Here is an 18,269-nt window from a genome sequence, read left to right on the forward strand (position 1 = left end):
CTATTGAATTATAATTACGGCAGCTTCGGTTTTACGTAAACAAAGTTGATATCCAGCTACACGGATAGCGATAGGGTCGCCTAGTGGTGCACATCGCTCCACTTCAACCTCTTCGCCTGGAAGACATCCCATTTCCATTAATTTTACCGCCATTTCTGCATCGGTGAAAGAAACGATGACACCTTTTTGTCCTGGATTTAATTGCGAAAGTTTCATACAAAAATCTTTATTTACGAGCACAAAACGTATTGAATGCCCAAAAAACTGCCGCAAGTTAGTCCTTATTTATATCAAATCCAAATAAGGGAGTGTAACAAAAAGGTAAAAGCTTGCAGGGGTATCCAATTCATTGAATACAAATAAAAAAGGAGCTCCAAAATGAAGCCCCTTTTTCAACATTATTTACATTAAGTTTTACATTCTTCCTGGCCCACCCATTCTGAAGTTGCCTTGGCCTCTTCCTTGCTGTCCTGGCATTTGCATACCAGCAATGCTGCTTAATGAGTAAGTAAATGAGAACATAAAGTAGCGTTTCAATACGTTGAAGTTTTGATCTACGATAGCATTAGCATTTGCGGTACGTAAAACGCCGGTATTTTCATTAAATAAATCGTTTACAGCCAATTTAAACGTTCCTTTATTTTTAAAGAATTGACGGCTGATGTAAGCATTTACCTGTGTGTAATCTGCGTTAGCTGCCCCTCTTCCTGTAAGTTTATTATAGGTCGCATCTGTTTGTAAACGGATATTACCGGGGAACACATAGCTGATATCGATATTAGGTGATAAAGTATAGAAATTGGTTGTTTTACCAACGGTATAGGTTCCACGGTCCCATCTTCCAGAAACACCTGCAATTAAGTCGAACTTATCCATGTTAGACACCAATTTGTAACCATTTCTCAAACCGATATTTTTAGTTACGTTTTTGAGCCCATCGGTAATGTTTGTTCCTTGGCTAAATGACGCGCCTCCATCTATTTGAAGGTTCAACTTGTTACCTTTAATAATTGGCAATCCTAAGTTACCAAAAAGGTTAGCGCTATAGTTTCCTTTAACGTTAGTGTAGCCATTTTCAATTTTACCAAAATCTTCTGATGCTGGATCTTCGATTACTCGCTGTGTATTTCCAAAATCATTGAACGTTTGCGTAATAAATGCTCCTAAAAATAGGGTACGATAGCTAGCAAAATCAAAGTTGTTATAGAAAATTCTCAAGTTGTTTGAAAACGAAGGTTTCAAGTTCGGATTTCCCAATGGTACACTTTGCGTGTTGGTGTTATCTCTTACGGGTTGAATTTGGTCGATACTTGGCTGATTGGTTCTACCATCATATCTAATGTTCAATCGTTTGTTGTTACTGAAATTATATCTGAACTGTGCCGTTGGCGTAATGTTAAAGAAGTCTTGCTTGAAAAGTTTTCCTGTCGTTAAATTATCGTTGCTACGGTTAGTAAGCTGACCAGCAACTCCCACGTTCCAGTTATACTTTTTCTCATTCTTGTTCAAGCTAAAACCTAAAGCATTGGTCCAAGTGGTATTTTCAAATTCATTACTATAATCAATATTTACGATATCATAGAGCTGAGTTGTATTGTTAAAGTCGTACACATAACGTTTTCTATTATCATGCATGTAAACATTCTGATAATTGAACTCCATGCTTAACGTTTTAGACAAAGGTTCGGTATATACCAACCTTGCCGTATTGCTAAATGAGTTCACGTTATTGTCATTCAACTGGTCTAGGTTTAGGTATGATATCGCTCCATTTGGTGCAGTCCTTGTCTCCGGATTTTTGTTATAGTTATCTGCGTCACTATCATTAATGTTGGTGTTTACATTTAGAGATAGTGTACGGCCACGACGAAGAAATTTCCTACGAAGCAATAAATTGTTACTAATTGACGGTGCCTTTGAACCTGTAGTAAGGGTTTGAGTACCTACTGCATGACCAGTAGCTTGGTTAGTTCTGTCATAATTAGAAAAACTGTTCGCAGAGTTATCTGTATAAGAAATATTAGGTTGAACTCTGATAGAGGTAGCTGAATCCAACTTGGTATCAACCATAAAGTTTAAACGATGGTTAAGTCGTTTGGTTGTGCTTTCCAAATCTTCTAAGCTATTAACGGTGTTACCACCAATAAATCTCTGTGTGTTAGAGGTATTGAGATTAAACAATGAAGTTTTGTTAAAGAAGTAACTTCCGGTAAACTGAGTGCCATCATCGTAAGTGTCGGCAAAATCAATACCTGCGGCAGTAGTTGTGGTAATACCTTGTTGCTGTTGGCCACCACCGCCACCGCCAAACATCATTCCACGGCCACCACCGCCAATACCACCACCAAAGTTTTGTTTGTTCACATTGTTAAACTGACCTATTAGGGAAATACGCTGTGCGTTATCAAAACGATTTACGTTAATGTTTACATCATATCGATCATCACTACCATATCCAGCGGTGCTGTTACCCATGTAGCCTTTGTTCTTGATCCCATTTTTGGTCACAATGTTTAAGATCTTCTCACGGTTACCATCATCAACGCCGGAGAATTTAGATTGCTCCGACATATCGTCGATGATCTGGATTTTATCCACCATATCAGCTGGCAGGTTTCTGGTCGCCAACAAAGGGTCGTTACCCATAAAGTCCTTGCCATCTACACGTACCCTTTTAATGGTTTCGCCCTGTGTAGTTACCGTGCCATCTTTAGCCACATCAACACCTGGTACCTTTTTCAATAGGTCTTCCACTACTGAGTTTTCTTTAACCTTTAAGGTAGAAGCACTGATTTCCAAAGTATCTTTTTTCACCACCACCGGAGGTGTTTCGCCCTTAATTTCGATACCTTTTAAGGTTACCCCAGTATCTTCCATCAATAGCTCGCCAAAATTGATACTTGGTTTTGCTGCAGTAAGTTCAAAATCTCTGTTAACCGTTTTTAGGCCCAGAAACACTACATATAATCTGTACTTACCAACTGCAATGTTATTGATAGAGAAGGTACCATTGGCATTGGTTGAGGTAGAACCAACCACAGCGGAATCGCTGGTTAATCTTTTGATGGCAATAGAGGCATAATCTATTGGTTTTTTATCTTTTTCATTTAACACTTTTCCACTCACTATACCTTGTGCCTGTGCAAAAGCGATATTACCCAACCAAAGTAGGGTTATAAATAAAGCTCTTTGTAAATGTTTGTTCATTTGTATTATAAAAAAATTATTTTATTGAAATTACCTAATCAGACTTCTTTAAGCCACAAAGGTTTGTTAAGAAATGTTAAAAGCGCAGTAACATTTTAAATACAACTAACTTTATCGTTACAAATACGGAAATTGAAGCTTAGGCTAGAATAGGGCAAGTTTTATTTATACGCTCCTATGACGTGAATGAGGTATTTTTGGGCACTTGCAACTAGGTTTAAAGATACTACATGACTGAAGCACTAAAAACATAAAAAAAATCAAAATCAGATTAAACCTTGTTTTCATCAGTCTATAATTTTTCAATTTTTGTGATGAAGCTATCATGCGCTTTCAAACTCATCTGCCTTGGCTAATGCGTCATTGCTGCGCATAATGGTCTCATTGTAATTCGACAAGTGCAAAAGTACGTAACTGAATACGCCCATTAGGCAACCGATCATATCGCAAGCAAAGTCCCACCACTCCGCCGAACGGTAGGTAAACACCTTCCATTGAAGCAGTTCTATTCCTCCGCCTATGATTGCCGAGATCAGGATAATTTTAAAGATGGTTAGCGAGCGAAAACTATAGTTATGTTGGTATTTTATCTTTCCGTAAAAAAGCAGGATGGTAAGCACATAAAAAAAGCCCAAATGAGCTATTTTATCAAAACCAGTAAAGAAAAAGCCAGTCCCCTCAGTCCCAGAAAGATTAATGTTACAAAGCACTAAAGTAATAATGGTCCACAATATGGCCCAACGTTGATACTTTAGTGCTTTGATTTTGGCCATTTTATGCGCCAATTAATGCTTTGTAATCATCAGCACTTAACAATCCCTCTACTTCACTTGCATCAGTCAAAGTAACCTTAACCATCCAACCTTCACCATAAGGATCAGAGTTTACCAATTCTGGGTTGTCATTTAATGCTGAATTAAATTCGCTTACTGTTCCTGTAACTGGCATGAAAAGATCAGAAACGGTTTTAACAGCCTCTACGGTACCAAATACTTCTTCTTTAGCTACTTCTGAGCCAATAGTATTGATATCGATATAAACGATGTCTCCTAGCTCACGTTGAGCAAAATCTGTAATGCCAATAGTAGCCTCATTTCCCGACACTGATACCCACTCGTGATCTTTTGTGTACTTTAGTTCTGATGGAAAGTTCATTTTTATGTTTTTATTAAGTTTGTTTTCGATTAATATCTGTACCTCGCAAAGGTAATGAAATTATGCCATTGCCAATCTACTAATTTAAGGTTACTCTTAGACTAAATCCGAAGTTGCTAAACGACGTATTGAACGACTGCGAAGTGTATGGCTTGGTGATATTTGAATCATAGAATACCCTTACATTGAAACGTTGGTTAAGCACATAATCAACACTTGGTCTTAAAGTAATGTTTTTAGCACCTGATGAAACTTCTGCTTCGGTAATATCTGCCCTGTAAATTACCGTTTTATTATCCCTAACTGACACATCTAGCTTAAAGTCCATATTGTTGTCCATTTTCATTTGCTTAAACAACCCAAAAGGGAACCTGAACTTCGTGGTTCTATAACCCAATCCGAAAACAATGTTATTTTCTGAAAGATGTGCCAACTGGCTATTTGCCAAACTTAAACCTAACAATCGGGTTTTGTTGATCTCGAAGTTAAGGGTCATGTTGTTCTTCAAACGGGTATCAAAACCTATCAATGGTGCAAACTGCTCAGAGATGGTTACTTGTGCAAATTGATAGAAAGGCAGGAAATTCCCATTCACATCCTTGCTACTTACCGCTCCGTTCGACTCTTCGTATTTCAACAAACTGTTAAAGCCATTGATGCTGTAGGTAGAACGATAACCATGTCTTAAACTCAGTTCGGAGAAGCGTTCCGCAATGAAAGGGTACTTCGTTAAGCCAGAATAGGTCAATCTCCAATTTGGCAAAGGTATTTTAGGCAAGCTGTTTAGGCTCGATGAATTGGCATCTTTGCCTGTATAAGCGGCAAGGAACGCCAACACCACTACATCTTGCGAGCGTTTATCGTAGCCATCTGCATAACCACCGATTGTTCCGATAGAATTAGGGTTTAATGCCCCCAAACGACGGGAAATCACCGACCTGTTGTTCATAAAATCATTGAACACGCTCGATAACGTAGCTCCACTTTTATCCTTAAATGCCGTTCCTATGGAGATGGTAGAAATGCTATAGTCGCCCGTAGTATTTGGACTTTGGTTAGCGAATGCTCCACTATTGACATCGTATTTGAAATTGGTAGAATAATTTAAGGTCCTATTCTTACTCGCCATTAAGGTAATCTTCAAATCTCGAATAGGTTCAACGGTACTTGTCAGTTGGAAATCTTCACGAAGTGTATTAACATACAACTGCATTTGGTTATCATCGGTAGTGATCCAGCCACTATTAACAGCCATTAAGCGGAGGTCTCTTTGGCTACCAAATACAAAACCTAGCCCAGGAGCCCCAGTTACATCATCAATCCCAAAAAATCTAGTTTTTGGCAAATAACCTGGCAGGAATATTCCTTGAGTTTTGGTAAAGGCCACGTTAACATTCTTAATGCTGGTTAGCAAGCCTACCATCACATTCGACATCTTGAAAGTGGTATCTCTGTTATTTAAGCTTCTTCTGATAAAGCCAAATTTATTATATAGAGAAATCATATTCAAAGTAGGGTTCACCTGTATGGTTCGTGAATTCTGAATGGTATTACCCAAATTGATGGTTGGGTCATTAAGGGTAGATAGGGCCTCTGTTTGCCATGTAAACGTGGTACCATAGGTGGTAGCCAAGCTTACCCAGTCTAAGCCTGGTATTTTTGCAATTGGCCAGTTGTATCGTACATTAAGACTGTGGTTATAATCGGTAGTACGGCCTAAGCCTTTGATGTTGTTCCAAAGAAGCTCCCTCTTATAACCTTCAATGCGCCCCTCTGGTTCATCAATAATAGAGTAATTGGTTGCGTCAAAATCTAAGCTAAGTGATTTTGTCAAATCCCATGCAATGCCATACACCCTGGTTACCAAAAAGTTTTTGTTAAAGGTGGTATTGATCGGAATGGCATTATTAGGATCGTTATTCCTCAGCGTATTTTCCGAATAGAAGCGGTCGAAATCTATCCTAAAATTGATAGCGTTTGGCAACAATGAAAAATTGAAATCCTTTAATAGCTTCAAGGTATTGGATTTGATTAATTTTTCAAAAGGCTGATAGCTTTTCGAATTATAGCTATAGTTATAGGCTAGCGATGCTTTATAAGTATTCTGAATGGTTGTTTCATTGATAAAATCACGGTGCGACATTTTAGTTTGCGCATAAGAAACATTGAAATTCTCAATATCCCACAACCTTACCTTTGCATCTTCTTTTACTCGTTCTTTACGTACGTTGGTAAAAGCTAAACTACTCCTGGTGGTATAATCTTGGGCAAAATTCAAAATCGAATCTCTTTGCGCTTTATTCGCGTTGTCCAAAGCTTTTGACAGTTCAATATCTGGGGTACGTGGATCAAACTGAGGAGTGGCCACTTGTTTAGAGTAGCTCACAAACATTGGAATTTTCACGCCACTTTTTTGCGGCAGGAATTTGCCCAGTTCCATATTCGACGATATGTCGAAAGCCATATTGTCTGATCGGCTACGTTGGCTCACTTTACTATCAATAGAGCCAAAACCTACGGTTGATTTGGTACCAGAAACATTCACATCGGCAAAATCGGCCAACTTAAGGTTCATCCTTGCCGTGGCAGCCCAGCCACCTCGTTCGTCAAATTCGGTTAACCTTAGCTCATTAAACCAAGCTTGCGCGTACTTGGCCAAACCATCGTCATTAGGAGAAGCATCTGGTCCATTACGCCAAGGATTTTTTAACCCCAGCATGTACACCCGTACCTTGCTCATATCTGGCTGACCTTTTACAATAATGGTATTCTTCCCGTCAGTATATCTAAATGGTACGTTGATTGGCCATGGCGCATTTCCCAAACGGGCATTGTTACGGGCAATTTTTGCCTTTTGGAAAAGCTCCAATTCAATCACCATTTTATTTTCTTCTGGCCAAATGGCATAAGCATCACTTGTTCCAGGTTGGGTTACTTTCAGTGGTTTGTTATATTCGTAGTAGTTATCGGCATTATCCGTTCCTATCCTCAAAAATGCACTAAGCTCGTTATCCTGTAAGCTGTTTACTCCATCACCTTCCAAGTGAATGTACATTTCGAGTTTTTTGTACGACCTAAAGTCATTAATCCCTGTTTTGAATGCCGCTCGTCCGTAACCGTCCCGTAAATCTTTAACAATCATTGAAAGCGATTGCTCATTCTGACGGGTATCCCCTCTATAATTACTAAAGTCTCTTTCTCTTTCAATACCTGGAGGAACAACGTAAGGAATTGGTGTTCTACGTCCATTTTCTTCAATGTTTACCGTTCCTAGCTCCAGAATAGAATTATCTGGTGAAGGATTTGTTCCCAATCCTGGATCTGCAATTACCTTACCGCTCTCGTTTTTGGCATTATACTGTCTCCACTCACCACGAACGAATTGGATTTTTGCGAACCTCAATACCGCAGTATCTGCAAAGTTGGTCATGAACATCCTTACAAAACGGATAGATTTGAAATCTTGAATATTCGCCGATTTCCAATCGTACTGCGCTAAAGGAATACGAATTTGATACCAAGTGGCACTTTGGGTTTGTCCGTTAGCTAGTTTAACCGAAGAGGTTACCTTATCGGTTACAAATCCTTGCCCTACCTGCAAATCTCCAGGACGCATAGATATCTTGTATTGATAGTATTCGTCAGACTGGGTCATATTGTTATCGCGATTGATATCTTCACCATCTGGTAAATAGGTAGAGGCTGAATTTTCCAAACCTAGCTCTTGCTGTGATTGCTGAGAGGTTTTAGAGTTACCTTCTAAACCATTGAAATTCATGTAGCGCCTTAAGATACCTGCATTTTCTTGGTCCAATAGCCCCCCTCTAAAGTAAGTATAGTCATCAGAAGAAGGATCATTCTCGAAAGCTAATGCTGCATCGGGATTTAACTGAGCTTTAATTTGCTGAATTTGAGCCGCAAACTTAGCCCTCTCATTAGCATTGGACAAACCATCCAAACCAACATCCTGTGCTCTTCTCACGTTTGGATCGTTATCAAACACCTGCACTACTGGCTGCAATTTAGCTACCCGTCCCCAAATGGTTTCGTCGTATTTGCTTGGATCATCCGTAGCTGGCAAACCATTTTCTAATGATTTACGCCCATCTCTTAAAATATCTTCGGAAATATTACCTAAGTTAAAATATAGGTCTCCACCTTGCGAACCTGGCTTATACATAAATGGGTCCATTACCCACAATTCGATAAACTCAATGTTTTGAGCTTCGAAATCATTCACATCTACCCTTCGCATGATTCCGCCCCATCTATTTCGAGGGTTTTGCAAAGTACCATTAGGATTGAAGCCGTTTGGTGCAAAGTTATATGGACCTCTTAACATCGGGTAATATGCCAAGTCTAGCGTTTGAAGCGTGATAGGCTGACCGGTACTGATCTGTTTGAAAGGGAAAACCTCTGTCTCCAACACTTCCCTCACATAGTGATTAGAAAGCTCGTTTTTATTATTTTTAATGTTGTCAGGAATTTGACCCGCCCCACCTCTGTTATAAAAAACTGGATCAATATTGTAGAACGCAAGTTTAGCACGATTGTAACCATATTCTAAACTTGGAGGCAATCCTGGGGCTCCTTCAGGAAACATTTGCGGCGTACCTGAAATTTGCCAAGAAATGGCGCTCTTTAAATCAATTACTGAACGCGAAGCTTCAAAATCATCGATAAAACTGGTACCACCCTTACTACCACCCATATTCAGTGCCGATGGATGGCCCGGGATAAGTTGGGCAAACTCGCCATAGAACGAAATATTAGATTTTTCCTTGGTAGAAATCAATGGCAACTTATCTATCATCTTAGTTAAGAACCGTGAAGAAGAAGTATAGTTCACGTCCATTCCCCAGATAGAGTTGGAAATAGGTTCTTCTCCAAAATTCACCTTTGGTGTGATAGGCCGTTCTGTGAGGTTCATAAAAGTACCCCCGATGTTAAGTTTGTTGTTTACACGATAATCTCCCCTTACCCCAAATAGCGAACGCTGTTGTAAGCCAAATAGTTCATTATTTTCTGTAGAGATACGGATGGATTGACCGGAGCTCAATAGTGCCGTATTTAATATTTTTACTCTACCGCTCATATAATCTACGGTGTAGTCATTCCCCTCGATCAAGGGAATACTTCCCATAAATACTTTTACCGATCCTTCGGGAACGTTAATGGCATTTAAACTAAATTCTGAAGAAATTTCAGATTGGTAGTGTCCTTTAATGATGTAGCGATCTTTATCAGGAGATAATTGCTGCGCATCTACTTTGGTGGCACTGTACAATTGTGGGAATGTATATTTATCTTTTAAGTTCTGTTCGGTGGTCAGGAATTGGTTAGCTAAGTCCTTTCCAAAAGGTTCAATCACTGGAAAAATAATCCGGCCATTTTGAGGATCAATGGTTACATAGCCGCTAATAGTATTCAACAATGAGGTTGCCGAACTTCCCGTACCAAAATTAGGATTGTTGGTAGTTCCTAAATTATTTTGTGAGGAAGCAAAAGGATTGCTTTGTGATTCAAAATCGAAAACACCATCAGGTTTAGCTTCTTTTTGAGGGTTTAATCGGTCTAAGCCTACCGCCTGTAACCATATTTTGTTGGTGGTATTTGCTCCTTCGGTAATTACCGCCCGTTCTACACCCGATGTTTCGTCCAGTCTAAAAAGATCAAGCTTAAAGTTTTGATTGCTGATTTGATAGCCACCTATGTTATAGATGTTTTTCATCATCAAATTCCAAATTGGCAGATTAGGTTTGGTGGTTTCGTTCTTCAACAATTTGGCAAAAAGCACATTTGGCGTGGCTTGGTCAAATGGAACATCGGTTGCAAACTCCCCTACCTGATATTCGACTCCGTTGTAAGTATATCGATAAGCAACTGCTAATAGTTCATCGGTATTGAGCTGGGTATTCAGGGAGATATAACCCAGTTGCGGATGCAACGTAAACTCTCTATCGGTAAGTTTTCTACCGTAGGTAATTTTAGCATAGTTATCTGTGGCTCCCGTACCTGCAAAAAAAGTACTTAAACTTGGACTACTAGAGAATCTAGCGTCGGTTGGTATGGTAGTTAATAAATTATTTGAATGTGTTGGGAAGGTAGTATTGGAGAAAGCGGAAGGAAGACTGTCAGTTGGTCGGGTACGGGTAAAAGATGAATTATAAGGGGCATATTCGCCTAAGTCCATAAAACCAATCACATCTCTAGAGTCGGTGGTATTACCTGTTTTGTTGGTTACCCATACTTCGATTTTGGTAATATTGATTCCCGTTCTTACTACTGGGGCGGTTTTTAAGGCTTTATTGTATTGATCACGAAAGTATTGGGCCAAAAAGTAGTGTTTATTGGCTTCGTAGTCGCTACCGCTTACCCTAAAGTCGCTCTGTTGTGCACCGTTGCTAATTTCTATTTGTTTTGATTGCGATTTCTGTTGCGTGAAAACAGTAGTCAGAGCCAGCTTACCAAATTGCAACTGCGTTTTGATACCAAACAGCGCCTGTGTTCCCGTAATTAATGAGGTGTTCAACGGTAAGCTTACGTTACCTGCTTCTATTTTTTTGATGATGTCATCAGGACCACCGGTATAATCCAATTTAATTTGGTTCTCAAAATCAAACTGTGCTTCGGTATTATAGTTCATTTTGATTTTCATTTTGGTACCGATGTTACCCACTACGTCCATTTGGATCCGTTGTGTGAAATCAAAATTACTCTGTACTCTTTGTCGTTCGTTAAAAAGAGGGTTTTCGTTTTTATTGATACGCCCTAAAAAGGTAAGTTCTGCTTCTCCGCTGGGTTGTATATCAATGGTGGTTCCGCCAAAAATCTTTTCGAATACACGACTATTGATTTTCACTTCCGGAATGATTCCAGTTTTGCGAATATCATCTATTTCCTGGTTGGAGAATAAACGCCAATTCTCACGTTTAATCTCACTATTGACCAAACGGAGGTATTGCTCAACCGTTAAATATTGAGGAGGGGTATATAGCTTATCGCCAATACGCTCAGAAATGATATACCTGTTGCTGGCAGCATCGTATGCTACTTCTCGCTTAACGTTCTCCGGAAGCTTATAAAATGGATTGGAATAATTGCGCAATCCCATCCATTGCTTTTCTTTTGGGTTAAATGTGTTTTTTGCAGAGTCCACCCTAGACCCAACATTATTTACCTGTGAGAACGCTGTTTTGCCAATGCAAAGGCCTACCAGTAAAACAAAATAGGCTAGTTTGTTTTTCAATTTGGTTTATTTATAAATTCTTCAAAGCTTGTTTGATCATTTGCTCAACTGTTAGCTCACCATCGGACTTCTTCATTACATTATCCAACGCCTTTTCTGCAACCTGTTTGCTAAAGCCAAGCATGACTAAAGCTGATAACGCTTCATCTTTAATTGTATTGTGGCTTGGCATAGAAATTAATGATTCTATACCTTCTTTTTTTAGTTTATCCTGAAGTTCGAGGATTATACGTTGGGCAGATTTAGCACCTATACCCTTGATTTTCTGTATCAAAGCTACATCGGCGCTTACAATAGCCTGTTGTATTTCGTTTGGTGTTATGGAAGAGAGCATCATACGACAAGTGGTTGGGCCTATACCCGATACTGAAATTAAATGAAGGAACAACCTACGTTCTCCTTCATCTGCAAAACCGTATAAGGTGTGCGCATCCTCCTTCACGTGTAGCCAAGTATAAATCTTGCATCGTTCTGCGCTGCCTAATGCGGCATATGTATTAAGCGATATATTGATGTGATAACCAACTCCTCCTGTTTCTACAACAATGTAAGTTGGACATTTAAAAGTCAGTCTTCCATCAATATAAGCGTACATAGTTCTAAGTTAAATTAAAAAGCTAAAAGTAGAAGAAACAATTAGCTTTTTAATTTTTTTAAAACTTTTTTTGTTGCTGTTAAACAACAAAGCAATTATTTCTTTTTGAACAAACCTTTTTTCTTAGGTTCGGCTTCCTCTTTAGCTTGTACATCAAGCACTGCAATGGTAACCATGTTCACAATTTCCCTAACAGAACTGCCTAATTGCACAATATGAACTGGCTTTTTAAGTCCCAATAGAATTGGCCCAACGGCTTCTGCCCCGCCAAGTTCCTGTAATAATTTATAAGCAATGTTACCTGATTCTAAATTAGGGAATACCAAGGTGTTCGCTGGTGCATCCGCTAATCTACTAAAAGGAAAGTTATCTTTCAACATGGCGTTGTTAATTGCAAAGTTTCCTTGCATTTCACCATCTACCTGAATTTCTGGATATTTCTCGTGAAGGATTTTAACTGCCTTTCTGGTTTTTTCTGGAATGATACCATCATTAGAACCAAAATTTGAGTAAGATAGCATTGCTATGCGTGGCGTGATGTTGAATTTCCTTACTGATTTTTCTAATAATAAGGTTAGATCGACTAGGTCTTCTGCACTTGGGTCTACGTTCACCGTTGTATCTCCAAAGAAAACCGGGCCTTTTTCAGTCATCATCATGTACATCCCCGCTACGCGCTTCACGCCTTCTTCGGTACCGATGATTTGTAAAGCTGGCTTAATAGTAGTTGCGTAGTTTTTAGTTAAACCCGAAATCATCGCATCTGCTTCTCCAAACTCTACCATTGATGATCCAAAATAGTTTCTGTCACGCATCATTTTTACGGCCTCAGTCAAGGTTACTCCTCTTCTTTGTCTTTTCTCGTATAATGACTGTGCATATTTCTTAGTTCTTTCAGGCTCTAAAGCTGGGTCAATAATTTGAACACCTTCCAATTCCAAAGCATTTTCTTCAATAATGGCTTGGATTTTCTCTTTATTACCCAATAAAATTGGAATAGCAATGTTATCGTCTTTTACGATTTGGGCAGCCTTCAAAATTTTATAGTTATCGGCTTCTGCGAAAACTACGCGTTTAGGGTCTGATTTTGCTTTATTGGTGATGGCACGCATAATGGCATCATCGGTGCCCAAACGTTGTTTTAATTCCTCCGCATAAGCATCCCAATCGGTAATGACCTTACGAGCAACACCGCTTTCAATAGCCGCTTTTGCCACCGCCATAGAAACGTTGGTCATTAAACGGAAGTCCATTGGTTTAGGAATGATATAATCTTTTCCGAATTTTAGGTTTTTGGCATTGTAGGCCATGTTAACCGCCTCTGGAACAGATTTTTTAGCTAGTTCGGCAATGGCACGAACGGCTGCAATTTTCATTTCCTCATTAATAGCGGTTGCTCTAACGTCTAAGGCACCTCTAAAAATATAAGGGAATCCTAATACGTTGTTCACTTGGTTAGGATAATCGGAACGGCCTGTTGCCATAATGATATCCTTACGTGAATTAATGGCCAAATCGTAAGCAATTTCCGGATTTGGATTGGCCATTGCCATTACGATAGGGTTTTTAGCCATTGATTTTAGCATATCTACCGAAACGCAATCTGCAGATGAAAGTCCGATGAACACATCTGAATCTTTCATTGCTTCTTCCAAGGTATTAAGGTTACGGGTAGTTGCAAACTCGGCCTTAATGGCATCAAGGTTTTGCCTATCTGCACGAATTACCCCACTTCTGTCGCACATTACAATGTTCTCTTTTTTGGCACCAATCGCCTCATAAAGTCTAGAACATGAAATGGCTGCAGCTCCTGCACCGTTTACCACGATTTTAATTTTATCCAGCTTCTTTTTCTGCAACTCACAGGCATTGATCAACGCCGCCGCCGAAATGATTGCTGTACCATGTTGGTCATCGTGCATTACCGGAATGTTCATTTCTTCTTTAAGTCTACGCTCAATTTCGAAACACTCTGGAGCTTTAATATCTTCAAGGTTAACACCACCAAAAGTTGGCTCTAGGGCTTTCACGATATTTACAAATTCATCTACATTTTTGGTATCCAATTCAAGGTCAAAAACATCAATGTCTGCAAAAATTTTAAATAAAAGGCCTTTACCTTCCATTACAGGTTTTCCAGCTTCCGCACCAATATCGCCTAAACCTAACACCGCAGTACCGTTACTAATTACGGCCACTAAGTTTCCTTTCGCAGTGTATTTATATACGTCTTCTTTGTTTTCTGCAATTTTTAAACAAGGTTCTGCTACACCTGGGGAATAGGCCAATGTTAAGTCTCTTTGTGAAGAGTAAGGTTTAGTTGGTATTACCTCAATTTTTCCAGGCCTCCCTTGTGAGTGATAATCTAAAGCGTCTTGTTTTCTATTAATCTTGCTCATTCTTTAATCATTTGTAGCGGCCAAAGTTACAATCTTTTTTTAGGATACAACCTGTTTTTTGTCATTCGTCGTTGAAGGGCAATAACTTGTACAAGGCCATGAAATAGTCTATATAAAAGCAAAAAGGGACCGAAAAGTCCCTTTTAAATCTTAAATGTTCAGTTTTTACATAATCTTTAAGGTCATGCCTTCTGCAATTTTCGCAGATTTCAAGCCATTAGCCTGCTTTAAACTTGCTACGGTAATACCGTCAAATTTCTCCGCAATACTTGAAAGAGTATCACCCTGTTTTACCTTATAACTTACAAAGGCCGCCTTGGCTTTAGGCACCATTTTTTGGGGTGCACCATCTTTATAAATTTTTAACTTTTGCCCCGGAACGATGGTTAGGGCATTTAATTTATTCCAAACCTTCAAATCCTGAACTTCAACGCCGTATTTATTGGCAATGATGGTAAGATTTTGACCTGGCAATACCTTATGAACGAGAATGCCCGATGATTTTTCTGTCTTTTTAGGCTGAGCTTTCTTCCTTAGTTCCCTCGCATCGTCAGTAGAAGCCAGAATAATTTCTTTATTCGTATCAACATCATTGTTTAACACTTCAAATAATCGCTCGTAATACTGATGTTCTGGGCTAGGAATCACCACACGTTTCGGAGAAACTTCGGTTCCGTTGACAATCTTCTTTTTATAGCTTGGATTTAACGCGAAGAGGGTTTCCTCGGTATGGTTAATGGCATTAGCTACATCTGATAGTGCTACAAAATTCCTTACCTGTATAGTGTCGGTCTTAAAAACAAAAGGAGTTGCTTTAGCTTGTATCTGATGCGTTTTGGCATATTTCATCACATAAACCGCCGCAATAAAAGCGGGCACGTAATTACGGGTTTCGGCAGGCAAAAATCTTCTTATCTCCCAAAAATCACGTGAACCGGCCTTGTCTATGGCTCTATTTACATTTCCTTTACCACAATTGTAAGCAGCGATGGCCAAAAGCCAATCTCCCAATTCTTCGTAAGCATCCTTAAAATATGCCGCTGCTGCGTAGCTGGCTTGTATAGGATCCTTACGCTCGTCAACAAAGTTGTCCATATTTAGGCCATAAGCCTTTGCAGTACCAAACATAAACTGCCATAGCCCAGTAGCGCCAACCCTTGAAACTGCGTGTGGATTTAAGGATGATTCGACGATAGAAAGATATTTAATTTCAGTAGGGATATTATATGACTTTAGTGCCTTTTCGAAGATTGGGAAATAGTAGGAAGATAGCCCCAACATATCGGCATACATGTTTTTCCGCTTTACATAAATGTCGATATAGCTTTGTACATATTCATTATAATCCAGAGGAACGGTTTGCTTAATGGAATCGAGCCTTAACTTGTATAACAAGTTTTGCCCAAACAGCATAGGCTGATTAATTAAAGGCACTGCAACAGTATCCGTAGCTGGTGCTGTAGTCAGTCTTTTTAAAATAGTATCTCCTTGGATAACTTTTGTTGGGATTTGCGCTTGTACACCGATTGAAAATACCAATCCCAAAAAAGTAAGTAACAATTTCCTCATAGGCTAAAAGCGGCCAATAGCGATACTATTTTAGGCCTTTTCTAAAAAACTATGTGATAAATTGAGCAGTTGTTGCTCATTAAAATGTTTGGTCATTAACTGGATACTTAACGGCAAACCTTGGTTATTATTGCCCAAAGGCAAAGCTATTGCAGGTATTCCCGCTAAAGAAGCCAGTACAGTATAAATATCGGCCATATACATTACCAAAGGGTCCTGCACATTTTCGCCGATCTTAAATGCTGGTGTTGGAGCTACGGGGCTTACCAATATGTCATAGGTTTGCAGTAGTATTTCTATCTTTTCACGAATCAGTCGGCGAACCTTTTGCGCTTTCTGATAATAAGCATCATAGTAACCCGCACTAAGCACAAATGTACCTAACATGATACGTCGTTTCACTTCCTCTCCAAAGCCTTCGGCCCTAGAAGTTTTATAAAGTTGGTTGAGACTTTGTGCCTGCATATTACGATAGCCATAATGAACGCCATCATATCGAGATAAGTTGGAAGATGCTTCGGCAGTTGTTAAAATATAATAGGTAGGCACCAAATATTCCAACAAATCAAAAGATACTTCTGTAACCTCGTGCCCTTCGGCCTTAAATTTTTCAATGGCATCTAGAATAGCCACTTTTGTTTCAGGATCTAATGCGTTACTGTCCAGTGTCTCCCTTAAAACAGCAATTTTCTTTTTTGTTGCAGAAGATAGGTTTTTCGAATAGTTAGGTACTGGCAAAGTAGAAACCGTGCTGTCATTTTCATCAGCACCAGCCAATACTTCCAACAACAAAGCGGCATCTGAAACAGAAGAGGTTAAAGTCCCCACTTGATCAAAAGAAGAGGCATAAGCAATGACACCATAACGGGAAATTCGCCCGTAGGTTGGTTTGAAGCCAATGTTACCACAAAATGCTGCTGGTTGACGTACAGAGCCTCCGGTATCGGTTCCTAACGCAGCCAAGCACATATCAGCCTGTACCGCTACTGCGGAACCTCCTGACGAGCCGCCCGCCACGCGTTCTTCATCCGCGGCATTTTTAACCGTACCAAAATAGGAAGTCTCATTGGAGCCGCCCATGGCAAATTCATCACAGTTTAAACGTCCGATAATGATGGCATCTTCAGCCAAGAGGCGTTCAACCACGGTTGCAGAATAGGGAGCAACAAAGCCATCGAGCATTTTAGATGAGGCAGTAACCTGATGATCTTGATAACAGATATTATCCTTAATACCGATGACCATCCCCGCCAACTTTCCTGCTGCGCCTTGTTCTAACTTCTGTTGGATAACTTCAGCCTGTTTATTAGCAGAATCAAAAAACACCTCATTGAACGCATTGAGGTGTTGATGCTTTTCTATTTGCTTAAAATAATAAGCAAGGAGTTCTTTTAAAGTTAGTTGCTTTTGCGCGAGTTTTCCTTGTATCTCTGTAAGAGAGGTATATTTCTTCAAAATCTAAATTTAAAAGCGTTGTAACTGAATTATTGAGGTTTGTTGGTGCTGTTATCGCCACCTTGAGCGTCTACACCATCTTTACCATCTTTAAATTCTTTTACGCCTCTACCTAAACCTCTCATTAGTTCTGGAATTTTTTTACCTCCAAAAAGCAATAGGATTGCCACGATAATTAAGATGATTTCGGTTGTACCTAGCGCTGCTAGCATTGGTGTTTGTAACATGACTATTGTTTTATATATTCAATTTTTTAAACGGAACTTTTTGGCTCCTTATTTTCTTCTACACTATTTACGGGCTGGGCTTCGCTTTGGTTTTCTGTAGCTACCGTAGTTTCTTCTTCGTGGATAGAGTGCGAGTTGTCTACTTCCGGTTCACGATATCTACGGTTTTCCTCAGCTTTTCTGTCCTCCTCATCTATATCAACCGCATTAATATTACGGTGAATTTCTCTTTTTACTCCTTCGGAGGCATCCTTAAATTCTCTAATCCCTTTGCCCAATCCTCTCGCTAATTCTGGTAATTTTTTACCTCCAAATAACAAAAGTATCGCAATTACGATGAGAATCATCTCGCCCCCTCCCATATTCAAAAACTCTAATAACGGCGTGTTGTACATTTTAAAACGATTTTATAC

11 protein-coding genes are annotated in these 18,269 nt (G+C 39.4%); all 11 read right to left on the bottom strand.

Features of this window, described 5'->3' with window-relative positions; translation table 11 throughout:
- Entirely contained in the window at window positions 1-216 is a 216-nt protein-coding gene (locus ABDV71_RS00110; RefSeq protein ID WP_343530354.1) for a FeoA family protein, read from the bottom strand.
- A gap of 198 nt (window positions 217-414) precedes the next feature.
- Window positions 415-3,207, bottom strand: coding sequence for an outer membrane beta-barrel family protein (locus ABDV71_RS00115; protein ID WP_343530355.1), 2,793 nt, complete (start codon window positions 3,205-3,207; stop codon window positions 415-417).
- A gap of 323 nt (window positions 3,208-3,530) precedes the next feature.
- Window positions 3,531-3,980 carry a VanZ family protein gene (locus tag ABDV71_RS00120; RefSeq protein WP_343530356.1) on the bottom strand — a complete coding sequence of 150 codons (450 nt, stop codon included), beginning with the start codon at window positions 3,978-3,980 and terminating at the stop codon, window positions 3,531-3,533.
- Between the two features lies 1 nt (window position 3,981).
- Window positions 3,982-4,362, bottom strand: coding sequence for a glycine cleavage system protein GcvH (gene gcvH, locus ABDV71_RS00125; RefSeq protein WP_343530357.1), 381 nt, complete (start codon window positions 4,360-4,362; stop codon window positions 3,982-3,984).
- A 79-nt stretch (window positions 4,363-4,441) separates the two neighbouring features.
- Window positions 4,442-11,611, bottom strand: a complete 7,170-nt coding sequence (gene sprA / locus ABDV71_RS00130; protein WP_343530358.1) for a cell surface protein SprA — start codon at window positions 11,609-11,611, stop codon at window positions 4,442-4,444.
- Between the two features lie 10 nt (window positions 11,612-11,621).
- Window positions 11,622-12,206: a Holliday junction branch migration protein RuvA gene (gene ruvA / locus ABDV71_RS00135; protein WP_343530359.1), complete on the bottom strand. Its 585-nt coding sequence runs from the start codon at window positions 12,204-12,206 to the stop codon at window positions 11,622-11,624.
- A 95-nt stretch (window positions 12,207-12,301) separates the two neighbouring features.
- Window positions 12,302-14,605, bottom strand: a complete 2,304-nt coding sequence (locus ABDV71_RS00140) for an NADP-dependent malic enzyme (protein ID WP_343530360.1) — start codon at window positions 14,603-14,605, stop codon at window positions 12,302-12,304.
- 165 nt (window positions 14,606-14,770) lie between these two features.
- Window positions 14,771-16,174 carry a transglycosylase SLT domain-containing protein gene (locus ABDV71_RS00145; RefSeq protein ID WP_343530361.1) on the bottom strand — a complete coding sequence of 468 codons (1,404 nt, stop codon included), beginning with the start codon at window positions 16,172-16,174 and terminating at the stop codon, window positions 14,771-14,773.
- Window positions 16,175-16,204: 30 nt separating this feature from the next.
- Window positions 16,205-17,629, bottom strand: a complete 1,425-nt coding sequence (gene gatA, locus ABDV71_RS00150; protein ID WP_343530362.1) for an Asp-tRNA(Asn)/Glu-tRNA(Gln) amidotransferase subunit GatA — start codon at window positions 17,627-17,629, stop codon at window positions 16,205-16,207.
- Window positions 17,630-17,658: 29 nt separating this feature from the next.
- Entirely contained in the window at window positions 17,659-17,856 is a 198-nt protein-coding gene (locus ABDV71_RS00155; protein WP_343530363.1) for a twin-arginine translocase TatA/TatE family subunit, read from the bottom strand.
- Window positions 17,857-17,882: 26 nt separating this feature from the next.
- Window positions 17,883-18,251 (bottom strand): twin-arginine translocase TatA/TatE family subunit, encoded by a 369-nt coding sequence (locus ABDV71_RS00160; protein WP_343530364.1) that lies wholly within the window; start codon window positions 18,249-18,251, stop codon window positions 17,883-17,885.
- Window positions 18,252-18,269 lie beyond the last annotated feature (18 nt).

The sequence above is a fragment of the Pedobacter sp. genome (assembly GCF_039594775.1).
In the GTDB taxonomy this organism is placed as follows: domain Bacteria; phylum Bacteroidota; class Bacteroidia; order Sphingobacteriales; family Sphingobacteriaceae; genus Pedobacter.